14 protein-coding genes are annotated in these 15,176 nt (G+C 72.2%); 3 read left to right on the top strand and 11 right to left on the bottom strand.

The annotated features are described in order from the left end of the window. Positions 1-102 precede the first annotated feature (102 nt). Together DEJ47_RS02725 and DEJ47_RS02730 are read right to left on the bottom strand one after the other, a co-directional pair. Entirely contained in the window at positions 103-1,581 is a 1,479-nt protein-coding gene (locus DEJ47_RS02725) for an FG-GAP-like repeat-containing protein (RefSeq protein WP_150164555.1), read from the bottom strand. A 191-nt stretch (positions 1,582-1,772) separates the two neighbouring features. Beyond that, complete coding sequence (locus DEJ47_RS02730; protein ID WP_150164557.1) at positions 1,773-2,684, bottom strand: glycoside hydrolase family 16 protein; 912 nt, start codon at positions 2,682-2,684, stop codon at positions 1,773-1,775. 218 nt (positions 2,685-2,902) lie between these two features. Here DEJ47_RS02730 and DEJ47_RS02735 point away from each other — a divergent pair, with 218 nt between their 5' ends. Next, positions 2,903-5,008, top strand: a complete 2,106-nt coding sequence (locus tag DEJ47_RS02735; RefSeq protein WP_223828206.1) for a choice-of-anchor A family protein — start codon at positions 2,903-2,905, stop codon at positions 5,006-5,008. A 32-nt stretch (positions 5,009-5,040) separates the two neighbouring features. Here DEJ47_RS02735 and DEJ47_RS02740 read toward each other — a convergent pair whose 3' ends face one another. Then, positions 5,041-5,715 carry a L,D-transpeptidase gene (locus tag DEJ47_RS02740; RefSeq protein ID WP_150164561.1) on the bottom strand — a complete coding sequence of 225 codons (675 nt, stop codon included), beginning with the start codon at positions 5,713-5,715 and terminating at the stop codon, positions 5,041-5,043. A 133-nt stretch (positions 5,716-5,848) separates the two neighbouring features. Here DEJ47_RS02740 and DEJ47_RS02745 point away from each other — a divergent pair, with 133 nt between their 5' ends. Continuing rightward, a complete protein-coding gene (locus tag DEJ47_RS02745; RefSeq protein WP_150164563.1) occupies positions 5,849-6,241 on the top strand; it encodes a DUF779 domain-containing protein in 393 nt (130 codons plus the stop codon). A gap of 142 nt (positions 6,242-6,383) precedes the next feature. After that, complete coding sequence (locus DEJ47_RS02750) at positions 6,384-7,592, top strand: phosphodiester glycosidase family protein (RefSeq protein WP_150175393.1); 1,209 nt, start codon at positions 6,384-6,386, stop codon at positions 7,590-7,592. A 19-nt stretch (positions 7,593-7,611) separates the two neighbouring features. On the opposite strand, the gene DEJ47_RS02755 is transcribed toward DEJ47_RS02750, so the two are convergent. The 8 genes from DEJ47_RS02755 to DEJ47_RS02790 form a co-directional block, all read right to left on the bottom strand. After that, positions 7,612-9,168: a hypothetical protein gene (locus tag DEJ47_RS02755; protein WP_150175394.1), complete on the bottom strand. Its 1,557-nt coding sequence runs from the start codon at positions 9,166-9,168 to the stop codon at positions 7,612-7,614. A 103-nt stretch (positions 9,169-9,271) separates the two neighbouring features. Further along, on the bottom strand, positions 9,272-9,466 hold the full coding sequence (locus DEJ47_RS02760; RefSeq protein WP_150164565.1) for a hypothetical protein: 195 nt from the start codon (positions 9,464-9,466) through the stop codon (positions 9,272-9,274). 129 nt (positions 9,467-9,595) lie between these two features. After that, on the bottom strand, positions 9,596-10,456 hold the full coding sequence (locus DEJ47_RS02765; protein WP_150164567.1) for a phosphatidylinositol-specific phospholipase C/glycerophosphodiester phosphodiesterase family protein: 861 nt from the start codon (positions 10,454-10,456) through the stop codon (positions 9,596-9,598). A 202-nt stretch (positions 10,457-10,658) separates the two neighbouring features. After that, the gene (locus tag DEJ47_RS02770; RefSeq protein WP_150164569.1) at positions 10,659-11,456 is read right to left on the bottom strand and encodes a hypothetical protein; all 798 of its coding nucleotides are present in this window, start codon (positions 11,454-11,456) and stop codon (positions 10,659-10,661) included. Between the two features lie 196 nt (positions 11,457-11,652). After that, positions 11,653-12,321: an ABC transporter ATP-binding protein gene (locus tag DEJ47_RS02775; RefSeq protein WP_150164571.1), complete on the bottom strand. Its 669-nt coding sequence runs from the start codon at positions 12,319-12,321 to the stop codon at positions 11,653-11,655. Then, on the bottom strand, positions 12,314-13,243 hold the full coding sequence (locus tag DEJ47_RS02780) for an ABC transporter ATP-binding protein (protein WP_150175395.1): 930 nt from the start codon (positions 13,241-13,243) through the stop codon (positions 12,314-12,316). Before DEJ47_RS02780 ends, DEJ47_RS02775 begins: the two co-directional genes overlap by 8 nt. Before the next feature lie 44 nt (positions 13,244-13,287). Next, the gene (locus DEJ47_RS02785) at positions 13,288-14,181 is read right to left on the bottom strand and encodes an ABC transporter permease (protein WP_150164573.1); all 894 of its coding nucleotides are present in this window, start codon (positions 14,179-14,181) and stop codon (positions 13,288-13,290) included. Between the two features lie 28 nt (positions 14,182-14,209). Further along, the gene (locus DEJ47_RS02790) at positions 14,210-15,175 is read right to left on the bottom strand and encodes an ABC transporter permease (RefSeq protein WP_150164575.1); all 966 of its coding nucleotides are present in this window, start codon (positions 15,173-15,175) and stop codon (positions 14,210-14,212) included. Between the last annotated feature and the right edge of the window lies 1 nt (position 15,176).

Below are 15,176 nucleotides of genomic sequence, written 5' to 3' on the forward strand. Positions count from 1 at the left end.
CCAAAAGAAGGGAGGCGTCACCGCGCGCGGTGACGCCTCCTGAGACCCGGGGCGGGAACGTCCTGCCCCGGGGGACCTCTCGTTACACGCTGTTACCTGCTGTTACTCGTCGATCGCCGCCCCGAACGCCGCGTCCGCGGACGGCGCGCCGAGCGAACCCGCGCCGTACGTCCAGGACCCGGCAGCCGTGACCCCGCCGGAGTTCGCGGACAGGACCCACACCACGCCGTCCCCGGTGTTCTCGCCCGGTGCCGCCGCGAGGAGCCCGAAGCGGCCGTCGCGGTTCGGGTCCGTGAGCCGCACCTGCGCGCCCCACTTGTCGCCCTTCTCGGCGTCACCCGGGATGTCCGCGGAGTTCTGGTCGAACGACTTCGCGCCGCTCGCCGTCATCCCGTTCTCCGAGCCGCGGAGCACCCAGACGGCGCCCGCGTCGGCGACCGTCCCGATGTCCTCGCCCGGTGCGCCGATCGCCACGTCGGCGTAACCGTCGCCGTTGGTGTCCGCCACCGACAGGTCGGCGCCCCAGCCGTCTCCCTGCTCGGCGACGCCGGGCACGCCCTCGGCGTCCTGCGTCCACCACTTGGCCTCGTTCACGAGGCCGTCCGCGGTTCCGTAGCGCACGCCGACCAGACCGCCGGTCATCGTCTCGCCGCCGTCGTCCGGGGACGCGGGCTCGCCGGTCACCAGGTCGTCGTAGCCGTCGTTGTTGATGTCGCCGGAGGCCGCGACCGGGCCGCCGCGCAGGTCGTTCTTGTACGTCAGGCCGTCGGCGCCGCCCGCGAACTGCACGGACCAGCCGTGACCGGGCTCGTCCCCTTCGGTGGTTCCGGAGGCGACGAGGTCCGCGTAGCCGTTCTTGTCGTAGTCGCCGGTGGTCAGCGACTTGGACACGATGGCGCTCGCGGCGGCCGACCTGCCGAGCCGCTCGGTGGCCTGACGGCGCAGCGGCGCCTCGCCCCGGGCCTGCGGAGCGGGGTCGTACACGTACAGGTCCACGTTGTCCTTGTCGAGGACGGCGAGGAGGTCGCCCGGGGTGTCCGCGGTGAAGTGCGCCGCGGCCAGACCGAGGCCGAACTGCTGGCCCGCGGCGGCGTCCTGGCTCTGCAGCCAGCTGCTCGCGGAGCCGGCGAGCCCCGACTTCGAGCCCCACAGGACGGCGACACCACCGGCGTCCGCGCCGGCGTCGAGGTCCTCCCCGGGGATGCCGATGACCGCGTCGTCGTATCCGTCGCCGTCGAGGTCACCGGTCGCGACGGCCTTGCCGAAGTTGTCGCCCGCCTCGGCGGCGCCGGAGACACCGGACGTCGACTGGCTGAATCTGGCGACGTTGCTGGTGTTGATGCCGCCGGTGGAGCCGTACTGGACCGTGACGAGACCTGCGCCCTTGGCGCCGCTCACCGTGGCACCAGGGGCGCCGACCAGCACGTCCTCGTATCCGTCGCCGTTGAAGTCGCTGTTGCGGTCGTCGGCGCGGGTACCCCCAGGGGTGCCGGCGAAGGCGGAGGGGGCGGCGGCGATACCGGCCCCGGTCAGCAGAAGGAACGATGCCGCGGCGAGGGCGGCCGAACGGTTCTTGCGCACGAGCGGCTCCTGTGAAGGAAGGTGGCCGGGCAGGCGCGGGGGGTGTCCGGAAAGGGCCCGTTCCTTGTCCGGCGCCCTGTTCGACACGGGATGGGGCACCAGGGTTGTACGGGGTTCACGATCCGCTTCCGGAGCGTGCGCTCGCAATTCGCGGAACCGTCACTTCCATCTGGCGTCACTCCCATCCGGCGTCACTTCCATCCGTACGCGTACGCCGCCACCCAGGTGATCTCCAGCCGCGCGCTGCTGCCGGGTGCGGCCCCCGGTCCTTCCAGGGCGCTCTCGTTCTGCAGGACCCAGGAGAGCGGGCGGTCGGGGACTCCACGCGTGTCGTGCCCGACCTCCCTTCCGTCGACGAAGAACCGGACGTGGCCGGGTGTCCACTCGGTGGAGACGGTGTGCCAGTCGGTCCAGGAACCGGCGCCGGGGTACGCGCCCTGTTCGCCCCCGCCGCAGGGGTGGTGGAAGGCGGTGAGGGGGCCGGTCCACTCGCCTTCCGGGTGGTCCATCTCGCAGCCGCCGCCGTAGTGCAGCCACGCCGACTTGTAGCCGGGGGCCGGTTCGGTCACCTTGACGCGGGCGCTGTACTTGCCGTACTTCATCTGCATGACCGCGCGTGGTACCACCGCCGACGCGTGGACGGGCCCTCCGTCGGCGGGCCGCCACATGCGGATGCGCATGCGCCCGTCGCCGTCCGCCGCAGGACCCACGCTCACCGTGTCCTCCGGGTGGTAGACGCCCACGACGTCCCGGCCCCGGTCACCCGCCGTGTCGGGCCAGCCGGTCGGGTAGGCCCACCAGTTGTCCCGGTACGACCCGTCGAGGCCCCCGCAGTACGCGGCGGAGGTGTCGGCGTGGTGGTCGCAGTCGCTGAAGGCGCCCAGCGGCACCCGGTCGCCGTCGAAGTCCTCGGCGAGCACCTGCCAGAACGGCCCGCAGTCGCCGACCGGCAGCGCGCTGCCCGCGGTGCGGCAGGCGTCCGCCGACACCGGCGCTCCCCCGGCGCTCGGAACGCAGAACAGGACCCCCAGCAGCGTCGCGCCGAGCGCCCCGAACACGACCGGCCGCCGACGCCGCCGTCCGGCCGCAGCATGTGATCCCATCGCGCCGCCTCCGCTCCACGGACGCCCCCGCGAAAAGGGCCGCGCCCTGTCGAGGGGGACATCCTCGTGGAGACACGGAGGTGCCGCCACACGGACGGCGCAACGCTCGTCCTTTGCAGTGCTCTTCCGATGAAGCGCGGATCGGTTGAACGGTCCGGGACGTCGATCGTGCGAGCCTCCCCACGTCTCATTTGACCCTTGTGGGAGCTGATGTGCGCGTGACCTTTCCTTCCCTCGTCCGGACCGGGACGAGGTACCTCTGTCTCCTCGGCGTCGTGGCCGGGACGAGCCTGTCGGCCCTGCCTCTCGCCGAGGCCGCCGCGAAGCCCCTGCCCGGCGGCCTCGGGCCGTGCGTGCCGGGCAACTGCCCCGACGGCGACTACCCGCCGATCAACAACGGGGGGATCAAGTACCGCGACAACGGCATCAACATCTACGTGGGCGGGGACTTCCTCGTCCGCGAGAAGGCCTCGGAAGCCGAGGGGCGGGTCGTCGTCCTCGGCGACTTCGACCAGGACAAGGCGGCCGGTGTCAGCGGCGTCTACAACGTCGGCGAGGCCGGCGTCGGCTCCCGGGTGGCGCCTCCCAAGGGTGCCGACTGGCTCACCGCGGGCGGCAACGTCACCGTCGGCAGCGGAGAGCGGCTCCTCGCCGAGGACGGCGTGGTCCGGTACGCCGAGGACGCCGACGGCACGATCCTCGCCACGAAGCGCAAGGACCCCGACGCCGCCAAGCCGTACATCCCGCTGCGCGACGAGCTGACCGCCGCCAGCCAGTGCTACGCGCACCCCGAGGGCGGCACACGCACGCCCACCGGCACGGCCGTCCACGCGGGCGGCGAGACCCTGTTCCGCGGCGACAACACCTCCATGCTCCAGGTCTTCAACGTCGACTTCGACCTGATGGGCGGCAGCGGCGGTCAGGAAGGCATCCGCTTCGAGGGCATCCCGGACGGCGCCACGATCCTGGTCAACATCCTGGGCTCCAAGCGCACCATCAACACGTACAGCGGCACCATCGACGACAGCAGTCAGCTCAACAAGCTGCGCAGCCGTCTGCTGTGGAACTTCCCCGACGCCACCTCGGTGGAGGTCAAGGGCACCGGGCAGTTCCAGGGCAGCGTCCTGGTCGGCAACCAGGCCTCGATGACGACGGTCAGCGTGCCGGGCATGAACGGCCGCTTCTTCACCACGGGCTCCCTCACGCACACCAGCTCAGCGTCGGGCGGCGGCGGCCAGGAGTTCCACAACTACCCCTTCCTCGGCGACCTGCCGGACTGCGCCACCACGCCCGCCACCGGCGAGGTGAAGGTCGTCAAGACCGACGAGGACGGCGGCGAGCCGCTGAAGGGCGCCGAGTTCGAACTGTGGCGCGAGTCCAACGGTGTCGACGGGCTGCAGACGGGCGGCGACGACCCGGACACGAAGGTCGGCGACGACTGCGTCACCGAGGCGCAGGGCGAGTGCGCGCAGACCGTGCCGCTCGGCACGTACTACTGGCGCGAGACCAAGGCGCCGAAGGGGTACGAACGCCCGACCCCGAACGTCTTCGGACCGCTGGAGCTGACCGGGGCGAACGCCTCCGAGGGCGTGTCGGTACCGGCCACCAACAGGAAGAAGGAGGAACCCTCCGTCAAGGAGGGCCCGGTCACGGTCCACAAGAAGGACCAGGACACGGGGAAGCCCCTGCCGGGTGCCGTCTTCCAGCTCTGGCGCGAGACCAACGGCACGCCGGGCCTCCAGCGCGGCGGCGCGGACCCGGACACCGCCCAGGGATCGCCCTGCACGACGAACGCGAAGGGTGCCTGCCGCGAAACCGTCAAGCCCGGCACGTACTACTGGGTGGAGACCAAGGCGCCGAACGGCTACGAGCTGCCGGACCCGGCGGTCTTCGGCCCCCTCGTCCTGACCGGGTCCGACGTCGCGCTCGGGGCCTCCGTGGAGGCGCTGAACCGCAAGGAACGGCAGCCCGACGTCCGCGGCTCCCTCACGGTCGTCAAGAAGGACGGGAAGACGGGCAGGCCACTGGCCGGCGCGGTCTTCCAGCTCTGGCGCGAGAGCAACGGCACGGCCGGACTCCAGACATCGGGCGCGCGCCGGGACACCCTCGCCGACCGGGGCTGCGCCACGGACGGCCGCGGGCGGTGCGCTTTCCAGGGCCTGACGCCCGGCTCGTACTACCTCAGGGAGACCGCCGTTCCCGACGGCTACGTCATGCCCGCGAAGAGGGTCAGCGGGCCGCACAAGGTGACAGGGCACAAGCCCGCCAAGGACGTCACGGTGACGCTCACCAACCAGCGAGGCGGTGGCAAGAAGGGGAAATGACCGGGTGACCGGATTACCGGGTGCGGGTGGCGTCAGCCGCCCGTGCCCGGCTTCGTTCCCCAGAGGTAGATGCGGTCGCCCTTCTGCAACAGGTCGTACAGCCGCCGGGCGTCGTTCACGGCCAGGTTCACGCAGCCTCCCGAACCGGACCTGAAGAGGTCGGAGCGGGTGCCGTGCAGGGCCTGTCCGCCGTTGAAGAACTGCGCGTACGGCATGGGGACGTGGTAGATCGTCGAGTAGTGGTGACGGTGCCTCAGGTAGATCCGCTGCCAGCCGCGGCGGGTCTCCAGACCGTCCCGGCCGCTGCGCACCGGCACCGGATCGAAGACCAGCCTGCGTCCGCTCTGCGCCCACAGGATCTGCCGCGTCAGGTCCACGCAGGTGATCCGGTACGGCTTCGCGGGGCAGGCCCGCCGCTGCGCCGGGTCGCGCCGGATCTTGTCGGCGACGAGGAAGCGGTACGTCCGCAGCGTCGCCCTGCCGTCCGCGGGACGGACGCCGAGCCGCTGCTGGAGCCGCCGGATGGCCGCGCAGTCCGCGGCGGACTGCCGCCCGTCGACGGGCAGCCGCAGCTCCCGCTCCAGCTGGCGCTGGTACGGGGCGGTGCCGCCCCGGCACGCGGGGCCGTGGGCGGGCCCGGGAGGCGCCGCGTACGACACGGGGACGGCCAACGACAGTACGGCGATCGCCGGAAGGAGCCAACGCATCGCACCAGCTTCACCTGTGTGCGGCCTCTCCCCGGGCGACACGACCCGACCATCGCACAATTGCTCCGAACAGCGGCCCCCGTGTCCCCGCCTCGCAACCCTGTTGCAACGTGCCGCGGGGCAGAGTCCCGCCATGGACCGTCATGACCGTCATGAGACGAAGGGCACCGGGAGCGACGTCCCCCTGGTGGAGCTCACCCCCGCCGCGGCCCGGCTCCTGCGGACATTGCGGGAGGCCCACGGGCCGCTGATGTTCCATCAGTCCGGCGGCTGCTGCGACGGCAGCGCCCCCATGTGCTACCCGGACGGCGAGTTCCGTACCGGCCAATCCGACGTCCACCTCGCGTCGCTGACGGTCGAAGGGGTGGCCGAGCCCGTAGCGTTCTGGATGTCGAAGAGCCAGTACGAGCTGTGGAGCCACACCCGGCTGATCGTGGACGTCGTGCCGGGGCGGGGCAGCGGCTTCTCGCTGGAGGCCCCGGAAGGCGTACGTTTCCTGATCCGTTCCCGGCTGGTCGGGACGTAGCCACCGCCGTCTGGTGAACTCCTCTGGCTGCTGCGACAGTTGATTCGCTGTCCGGTCGGAAACCCAGGGGGATCTGTTGACTCGCCAGAAGCTGTGCGGTGGACGGTTCAGAACAGGCCTGACCCTCGTCACGACGCTCGGCATGCTGGCCGGCGCGGCTCTCACGGGAGCGGCGCCGGCCGGTGCCGTTCCCAGGGGTGACGAGCGCGCGTCCGGGCCGGTGGCGCCGGGTGTGCAGTATCGATACTTCGATGTGGCGGGATCCCACGGAGAGGCCCGCGTGCACATGCTCGACGTGGATCTGCGCGACCCGCGCACCAGCGTCGGCCTGCTGTATCCGGGCAAGGTCGCCGCGCGTGCGCCCGTCTCCGCGCTCGCGGACGGTGCCGGTGCCGTCGGCGGCATCAACGGCGACTTCTTCAACATCACCGAGACGCAGCACCCCGGCGTGGAGGCGACCGGCGCGCCCGTCGGCCCCGCGATCACGGGCGGCCACGCGCTCAAGGGCGCCGTGCCGAACGGGCAGCGGTTCGGTCCCGCGATGCCGCCGGGCGTGACCACGGAGGCCGTCCTCGGCGTCGGGTACGACCGCAGGGCCCGCCTGGACAGGCTCACTCTGGACGGGTGGATCCGCACCAAGGGCGCCCGGCTGCCGCTCGGTGGCCTCAACCAGTACGCGCTGCCGGTGGGCTCCGTCGGCGCGTTCACCGGCGACTGGGGCTCCGCGTCACGGGTGCGGACGACCTGCGGCACGGACACGAACCGCGGCGCGCCGTGCAGCACGGACACCCACGAGGTGACGGTCCGCGACGGACGCGTGGTGGCCTCGGCCGACACGCCGGGCACCGGACCGATCGCCCGCGGCACCACGGTCCTCGTGGGCCGCGAGGCGGGCGCGCAGGAGCTGCGGAAGCTGTCGGCGGGCGACTGGGTGCGCGTCAGTCACCGCCTGGTGGCGGCCGAGTCGCACATGCCGCTGCGCTTCGCGCTCGGCGGCTACCCGGTGCTCCGCGGCGGCGAGCCGCTGCCCGGCCTCGACGGGACCACGTCTGCGGTGCGGACCGCCGCCGGTATCGCCGACGGCGGACGGCGCCTGCTGCTCCTGTCGCTCGACGGGTCGCCGCAGTTCCGTACGGGCCTGACGATCGCCGAGATGGCGCGGGTGCTCCAGGACCTCGGGGCACGGGACGGCTTCAGTCTGGACGGCGGCGGTTCCTCCACGCTGGTCTCCGCCACGTCCACGCTGGTCGCGCGGCCTCCGGGCGCCGAGGCCGTGGTGGTCCGCAACAACCCCAGCGGAGGGATCGAGCGTCCGGTACCGAACGGCATCGGCGTGTTCTCCCGGTCCTGAACGGTCCCGAGCCGGTCGCTCACTCGGTGTCGCGCACCGCCACGAGCCCGTTGAAGGCGCCCACGTAGGCGGTGCCGTCGGGTCCCAGTGTCACGGGCGCCCAGTTGTTGTCGTACGCGATGCCCGTGCCGGCGAGCCGCTTCCAGCGGGTGTCACCGGTGCGGAAGTCGACGGCGGTCAGGTACCAGGCGTCGATGCCGAGCCGGTTGGGTTCCTTCGTGTAGAAGTACAACAGGCCGTTCGCGGTGGACAGTTTGGGCACTGTGGACGGGGAGCGTTCGCCGCTCTCCCAGACGGTGTCGCAGCCGCTGCCGTCCTCGCGCACGTCGATCCTGCTGACGCCGCCGACGACGCTGCGGCCGAGGGTGAGCGAGGTGATGTTCTCGTAGCCGTAGTTGTTCTCGACGACGATGCTGTCGCCCCAGGTGATCAGCGAGTTGTCGGTGGTGGAGGCACCGGGGCCGAAGACGGGGACCTTGCAGACGAGCCGTTCGTCGTCCGGCACGCCGGCGCCGCGCCGGTAGACGAGGACGTTCATGCGGTCGTCGGCGTTGTCGGTGATCGCCACGTAGTCGTCGTGCGCGCCGAAGAGGTCGGGTGTCGTGCCGGAACCCTGGTTGACGGAGCCGGGCTTGGTGCCCGTGCCGCGGTCGTACGTCTGGCGCCACTGGGCCTTCGGCGTGCCGTCGGCGGTGGCACGGAAGCTGTACAGGGCGTGGTCGGAGACGATCGAGACGCCGTCCTCGGCGACGGAGAACGAGTTCTGGATCTCCTCGCCGTCGAGGCGGACGGAGCGGATGCCGCCGGACTCCGGGTCGACGGTGCCGACGCGGCCCTGCCGGGTCACCCACCAGATGCGGCCGTCCCAGTCCGGCATCACCGACGTGACGGGGTCGCACTCGCCGCTCGGGTAGAGGTTGGTCCAGCTCACGCAGTCGTGCGGGACGTGGGCGGTCAGGTCCCACTCCTTGTCGACGACGAAGCGCCACTTCCCGTCCGCGGTGCGTTCGTGCGCGAGCCGCACGATGTGCTGGCGCGAGTCGGCGAGGACGAGCCGGTCCTGGTCGTCGAGGTACGAGTAGGCACCGCCCGACGTGTCCTTGAAGATCTTCGAGAAGTCGAGGCGGGTGATGGCCTCGACGGTCGAGGGCCGCTGCGGCAGCTTGTACTCGGCGAGCGTGTCCAGCGTCCCCGGGTCGAGCAGCTTGACCAGGAAACCGGTGAACGTGCCGCACACGGTGACGATGCGCCCGTCGCGGTCGAAGGTGACGGTCGCGCACTCGCCGCCGAGCGCCGCCATCTTCTCGCTGTCGACAACCGGCCGCTTTCCGAGCGGCCCGTTCCAGGGGTACGTTCCGCTGCCGGCGGCGTCGGCGTGCATGCCGCTGCGGCCGTTGGCCGCGAGGTACGGGTGCTGGGGCGGCGGGGTGCCGGGCAGCGGGCGGGCCTCGGCGGGCGCGCCCTGGTACTGCTCGACGAGCCGGTGCCCGGGGGCGTTGGGTATCTCGTCGGCGTACGCGGGAACCGCGAGGGACACGGTCAGGGCCACGACTCCGGCGGGTACGATGCGGCGCATTCTGCTGGACATGCGCCGAAGCTAGATGCCGCTCGCACAACTGTCCATGACACAACGTCAGTTGTTCACGAACCTGCAAGACGGGACGGTGCCACGGTCGGTGTCACGGCCGGATCGAGCTGACGATGTCGGCGGTGGCGGTGAGTCCGTCGTGGATGGTGGGCGCCATGCTCGTGCTCGCCAGATAGAACCCGAGGAGCCCGCAGACGACGGCGTGCGACACCTTCAGCGCTCCGTTGCGCAGAAAGACCACCGCAAGGATCACCAGGAGCAGCACGACAGAGATCGAGACAGCCATGGGAAGTACCTCCTCCGCCACGTGGAACCGCGGCTTCCGGCCGTCAGTCTGGCGTAGCGGAGGGAGCGTCCGGGCGTCTGACCTGTGCTCCGAACGGGTGTTACTTGCGCGAGGGTTGATCCTCGAAGATCATCCGCGGTGTGCGTCGAGGAACGCTTCGAGCCCCGCGAGGTCGTCGGTGTTGAGGTGATCCACCCCGGCGGCGAGCAGTTCGCCCCAGACCGCTTCGCGCTGCGGACCCGGCAGGTCGGGCGTGGCCCAGAAGCGCACGCGCTGCCGGCGCGCGTGGGCGGCGGAGACGATGCCGCGCAGCTTCTCGCGTTCGGCGGACGGTATGGGCCCCACGCCCTGCCAGCTGAAGTTGAGGGACCAGTTGTCGCTGATCAGCGGGATGAGCGAGGCGGGCGCGGGACCGCCGAGGTCGGCGAGCCGCCCGTCGTAGAAGGCGTACCGCACGCGCTGAGCCTCCATCGGCCCGCGCGCCGCCCGGTCCCCGGAGACGACGGCGGTGACGGCGCCGCGGCGCACCTTCCCGTGGCTGTACGTCGTGAAGAGGCGCCGGTAGGGCCGCAGATGGCGGTGGAGCTCCGCGTACGTCGACGCGCCCTCGGTCTTGATGTCGATGAGCAGCTGGAAGGGGGTGCGGTGATACCCCCGGTACACGGAACCGTGCTGGGCGCGCACCCGGGCGGCCAGGGGCGCCAGGTAGAGCGACTCCAGGGTGCGGGTGGGGTCGAGGTCCACGGGGTCGTGGGCGACGAGCAGCTGCCCGTCGACGAGGTGGATGTCGGCCTCGACGCTGCCGAAGCGGTGGTCGAGCGCGTCGAGGAGCGGGCGGGGGTGTTCGTAGTCGTTGTGGGCGTGGGCACGGATCAGGGGCCTGGGGTGGTGACCACGTCCGGTCGCGTGCGCGTAGGCGGGCGTCGCGACGCCGCCGACAAGGGCGGCTCCGAAGGTGGTGAGGGCTCTGCGACGGGTGGTGAGGGCCATGCTGCCTCCCGGGGGCGAGTGGATGTGGGGTGTCGCCGCACGACGACGGGCGGGACCACAGTGAGTATGGGGTCCCACCCGCGCCGGGAAACCCTGCCTGTCCGGGAGTTGGCGCTATCGACGCCGTGCGTTCACGGGCGGGCCGAGGGGCGGCACAGACGTGTGGTCCGTGCCGCGGAGTTGCCGTGCCGTCAGGTACGGCTCAGCGAGGAAGCTGCTCCCCGTTCTGGTCCTGTTTGCCGCACGTGTACTGGATCAGCTGCGATCCCTTGGCGACGTTGGCGCCGAGGGCGAGGCACTTGGCCGCTGCCGTCGGCGGCACACGGCTTGAGATCGGCAGCGCCCTCTGGTGCCAGCGGGCCGAGGAGACGCCGTTCTCGATGCCGGTGCGCTCGTCGCTCGCCCTCATCTTCCACAGGTGCTGGAAGTCGTAGACCTGCAGCTCCCCGCCATGGGCCACGAACAGCTTGTTGCCGTACCAGACCGTTCCGTCGGCGTGGACGTTGTCCACCGGGCTGAAGTCGCCGCTTGGTTCGTCGCCCGTCGGCATGACCAGCAGGACGTGACCGTAACTCCACTTCCTGCCGGTGGAGTTGACGAGGGAGATCCGGCCGAGGAGGTTGCGCTTGCCGTCACCCATGCCGTTGCACCACGACCCGGCGTAGAGGTGGTGGCCGTCGACGGTGCCGCCCGGCTGTGCGTCGTGCGAGGCGGTCAGGGCCTGCGGGTGCCAGCCGCCCTTGGGTTCGTAGGAGCCGGTGAGGTCGTCGCCCTCGTCCCAGCAGAAGCCGATGTACTGGAACGTGCCGTTGATGCCCGTCGTGTGGCACAGCGGACGCCCGGTGTGTCGGCCCGAGGTCGCGACGTCGGCCGGCGACGCCTTGGTGACGGCGCCGGTCCGCTCGACGCCGCGGATCGCCGCACCGTGGTCGTCGAACATCGTCTCGCGGTCGATCGCGGGGTGGAACTTCTTGGCCTGCTCGGCGGAGCGCCGCGTCAACGGCCCTTCCTTCGCGTCAGGTTGAGCGGACGCCGGGTCGGCGGTCAGGAGACCGATGGCGAGCGAGGCCGGCGAGAGGAGGACCGCGAGAGCCGCCGTGACGGGACTCCGGCGTCCTGCCTGCCTTGGACATCACGCCGCAAATTCCTACTTGGCCGGCGGCGCTGAGATCACGTGTGGTCACGCGGCCGTCGGCCTACGCGGCGAATGGAGTCACGAGATCGTCCCAGTGCGTCGTGCGGTCGCACCACCGTTCCAGGAGTACGCGGTCGTGGCCGACGGCGAGGAGTCCCGCGTCGTGCTCGGCGCGGTACTCCTCCACGACGTGGACGAGCGCCGCCGTCGTGGAGGCGTCGAGCATCGCCGTCATCTCGTCGCAGATCAGCCAGCGGGGGCGGAGCACCAGGGCGCGGGCCAGGCAGGCGCGTTGGAGCTGGCCGTCACTGACCTCGTGCGGGCGGCGGCCCAGGAGGTCCGGGCCGAGGCCGACCCGGGCGGCGAGGTCAGGGACCGTGGCGGCCGCCTCGTTGCCGCGGCCCGTGGCACGCAAGGGTTCCGCGATCAAGGCGGTGAGCGTCAGGCGGGGGTCGGCGGAGAGCCGCGGCTGCTGGAAGACGACGCCGAAGGCGGTGCGCAGCTCCCGGGGTGCGCGGTGGCGCCAGCCGCGGGCGGTCTCGCCGTCGACGACGACCCGTCCGGCGTCGGGGCGGTGCAGGAGCGCGGCGACTCGGGCCAGCGTGGACTTGCCGCAGCCGCTGGGGCCGAGGAGGCCGACGGACTCGCCGGGCGCGAGGCTGAGGCTCACGTCGCGGACGACGGGGGCGCGTCGGTCGTATCCGGCGGTGATGGAGCGCAGTTCAAGCACGGGGCGCCTCCAGCACGTCCGCGTGGGGGTGGTGGCAGGCGGCGCCGTCGGTGAGCGCAGGCAGCGCACCGCACGCGTCGTCGGCCCGGTCGCAGCGCGCCGCGAAGGCGCACCCGGCGGGGAGCGCGGAGAGTTCGGGCGGCATGCCGGGGACGGGGGTGAAGGCGCGCTCCGGCAGGGCGTTCAGGAGGCCGCGGGCGTAGGGGTGCCGGGGGCCGGGCGTGCCGAAGAACGTGTCGGCGTCGGCGAGTTCGACGACGCGGCTCGCGTACATCACGGCGACCCGGTCGGCGATGCGCTCGGCGGCGGCGAGGTCGTGGGTGATGAGGAGCAGCGCGCGGTCGTCGCCGACGTGCCGGCGCAGCTCGTCGACGGTGCGGTCGACCAGGTCGCGGTCGAGGCCGGTGGTGGGCTCGTCGGCGAGGAGGAGCGGCGCGTCGCCGATGAGGGCGAGCGCGGTGGCGGCGCGCTGGGCGAGGCCGCCGGACAGTTCGTGCGGGTAGCGGTCGAGGTGGCCGAGGGGGAACGCGGCGCGTTCGGCGGCCGCTTCCGCGGCGGCCCTCAGCCGCGGCTTCCGTACGCCCACGAGTTCGCGGAGGGTCTCCTCCAGCTGGGAGCGGACGGTGCGGACGGGTGTCAGGTGGGCGGCCGGGCTCTGCGGTACGAGGCCGACGCGGCGGCCCCGCACGGTGCGGGCCAGCGTGCGCTCGTCGGCGGTGAGCAGGTCGACGGGGGGCTGGCCGTCCGGGCCCGCGATCAGCGCGGACCCCGCGGTCTGCGCGTTCTCCGGGAGCAGGCCGAGCAGCGCGGAGGCGAGCACCGACTTGCCGCAGCCGCTCTCGCCGACCAGGGCGAGGCACTCCCCCGCCGCGAGGTCGAAGGTGGCGTCGGTGACGGCGGAGACGTGCGTGCCGCCGCGCATGCGGAAGCGTACGGAGAGACCGTTCACGGAAAGGACGGGGACCGTCACAGCATGAGCTCCGATCGGCGCCGGGGGTTGATCCGCTCCCGCCAGGCGCCCGCGAGGCCCGCGATCGCCAGGGTGGGCACGATGATGAACAGGCCGGGGAACAGCGTCGGCCACCAGTCGCCCGCGAGGAGCGAGCCGCGGGCGCTCTGCACGAGCGTGCCGAGGCTGGCCTGGTGGGAGGGGAGCCCGAGGCCGAGGAAGGACAGCGCGGACTCGTGCCAGATGGCGTGCGGCACCATGAGGACGGCGGCGAGTCCGGCCTGCGGCAGGACGCCGGGCAGGAGGTGCCGCACGGCGACGCGCAGCCGCGAGGCGCCGCCGGATATCGCCGCGTCGACGTAGGGCCGCGAGCGCAGCGACAGGACCTCGGCGCGCACGATGCGGGCGGTGGACAGCCAGTGGGTGAGCGCCACGGAGACGACGACCGGCCAGACGCCGGGCCTGAACATCGCGACGATGAAGATGCCGAGCAGCAGGTGCGGCACGGACGCGAAGACGTCGACGAGCCGCATGACGAGGCGGTCCACCCAGCCTCCGGAGGCGGCCGCCAGCGCGCCCACCGCCGTGCCGATGACGGTGGCGACCACCGCCGCGACGACACCGACCAGAAGTGACACCCGCAGCCCGTACACGCAGCGCAGCAGCAGGTCGCGGCCCACGTCGTCGGTGCCGAAGGGGTGCGACAGCGACGGCGGCCGGAGCTTCGACGCGAGGTCGACGGCCTGCTCGTCGAGGTGGACGAGCGGCGGTACGAGGAGGACGGCGAGGACGACCGCGGCGACGAGCACCGCGGACGTGCGCACCCGCCACGCGCGCGTGGAGCGGCGCACGCCGCCCCGGTCGCGCCACACGACGTCAGCGGTCGCGGTCTCCTCAGCCTTCTGAGACATCTCAGCCACCTCTGCCATCTCGGCCATCTCAGCCATCGAATCCCACCCTCGGATCGGCGAGGCCGTACAGGAGGTCGGCCACGAGGTTGCCGAGGAGCACAGCGACCGTGGCGAGCGCGGTCAGCGCGGCGAGCAGCGGGAAGTCCACGGAGGTCGCGGCCTGCACGGTGGCCGCGGCGATGCCGGGCCAGCTGAAGACGGTCTCCACCAGGAGCGCTCCGGTGATCAGTTCGGGCACGCGCGAGCCGATGAGCGTGAGGACGGGCAGCATGCCGGAGCGCAGCGCGTGGCCGAGGAGCACGGTCCGTTCGGCGAGGCCACGCGCGCGTGCCCCGCGCACGGGGTCGTCGCCCAGGGCGTCGCCGACCCCCTGACGCACGTACAGGACGAACCAGGGCAGCTGCGAGATCGCGAGCACACCGGCGGGCAGCACGAGGTGACTCGCGACCTGTCCCGCCGTCACGGTCGAGCTGGCCGTGTCGGTGAGTCCGCCGGAGGGCAGGACGCCGAGCTTCAGCGCGAAGAACCAGACGGCGAGCAGGCCGAGCCAGAAGGGCGGCGCCGCTTCGAGGGTGTACGCGAGGGACGTCACGGCGCGGTCGAGCCAGCCGCCGGGCCTGCGGGCGGCGAGCACGCCGAGCGCGGTGCCGAGGAGGATGGCGACGACGAACGCGGTCGCGGCGAGCAGCACGGACCAGCCGATGCGTTCGCCGATGGCGTCCGCGACGGGTTGCCTGAGGGTGCTGGAGTCTCCGAAGTCACCGGTGAGGGCCGAGGTCAGCCAGTCCCACCAGCGGGCGGTCAGCGGCCGGTCGACGCCGAGGTTGGCGCGCAGCTGGTCGAGGTTCTCCTGCGAGGCGGTGAGCCCCGCCGTGCCCGCGTACGCCTTGACGGGGTCGAAGGGCGACGCGGCGGCGATGGCGAAGACGCCGAAGGTGACGAGCAGCAGTACGGGCACGGCGAACAGGGCCCGACGGGCGACCAACCGGGCCATC

Origin of the sequence: Streptomyces venezuelae (assembly GCF_008642355.1) — a bacterium.
Classification (GTDB): Bacteria; Actinomycetota; Actinomycetes; order Streptomycetales; family Streptomycetaceae; genus Streptomyces; species Streptomyces venezuelae_B.

What these genes read in the sequence shown, in the direction of transcription:
- DEJ47_RS02730 (WP_150164557.1), bottom strand. Translation starts at nt 2,684, where the DNA reads ATGGGATCACATGCTGCGGCCGGACGGCGGCGTCGGCGGCCGGTCGTG.
- DEJ47_RS02740 (WP_150164561.1), bottom strand. Translation starts at nt 5,715, where the DNA reads ATGCGTTGGCTCCTTCCGGCGATCGCCGTACTGTCGTTGGCCGTCCCC.
- DEJ47_RS02745 (WP_150164563.1), top strand. Translation starts at nt 5,849, where the DNA reads ATGGACCGTCATGACCGTCATGAGACGAAGGGCACCGGGAGCGACGTC.
- DEJ47_RS02750 (WP_150175393.1), top strand. Translation starts at nt 6,384, where the DNA reads ATGCTGGCCGGCGCGGCTCTCACGGGAGCGGCGCCGGCCGGTGCCGTT.
- DEJ47_RS02755 (WP_150175394.1), bottom strand. Translation starts at nt 9,168, where the DNA reads ATGCGCCGCATCGTACCCGCCGGAGTCGTGGCCCTGACCGTGTCCCTC.
- DEJ47_RS02760 (WP_150164565.1), bottom strand. Translation starts at nt 9,466, where the DNA reads ATGGCTGTCTCGATCTCTGTCGTGCTGCTCCTGGTGATCCTTGCGGTG.
- DEJ47_RS02765 (WP_150164567.1), bottom strand. Translation starts at nt 10,456, where the DNA reads ATGGCCCTCACCACCCGTCGCAGAGCCCTCACCACCTTCGGAGCCGCC.
- DEJ47_RS02780 (WP_150175395.1), bottom strand. Translation starts at nt 13,243, where the DNA reads ATGCGCGGCGGCACGCACGTCTCCGCCGTCACCGACGCCACCTTCGAC.
- DEJ47_RS02785 (WP_150164573.1), bottom strand. Translation starts at nt 14,181, where the DNA reads ATGTCTCAGAAGGCTGAGGAGACCGCGACCGCTGACGTCGTGTGGCGC.
- DEJ47_RS02790 (WP_150164575.1), bottom strand. Translation starts at nt 15,175, where the DNA reads ATGGCCCGGTTGGTCGCCCGTCGGGCCCTGTTCGCCGTGCCCGTACTG.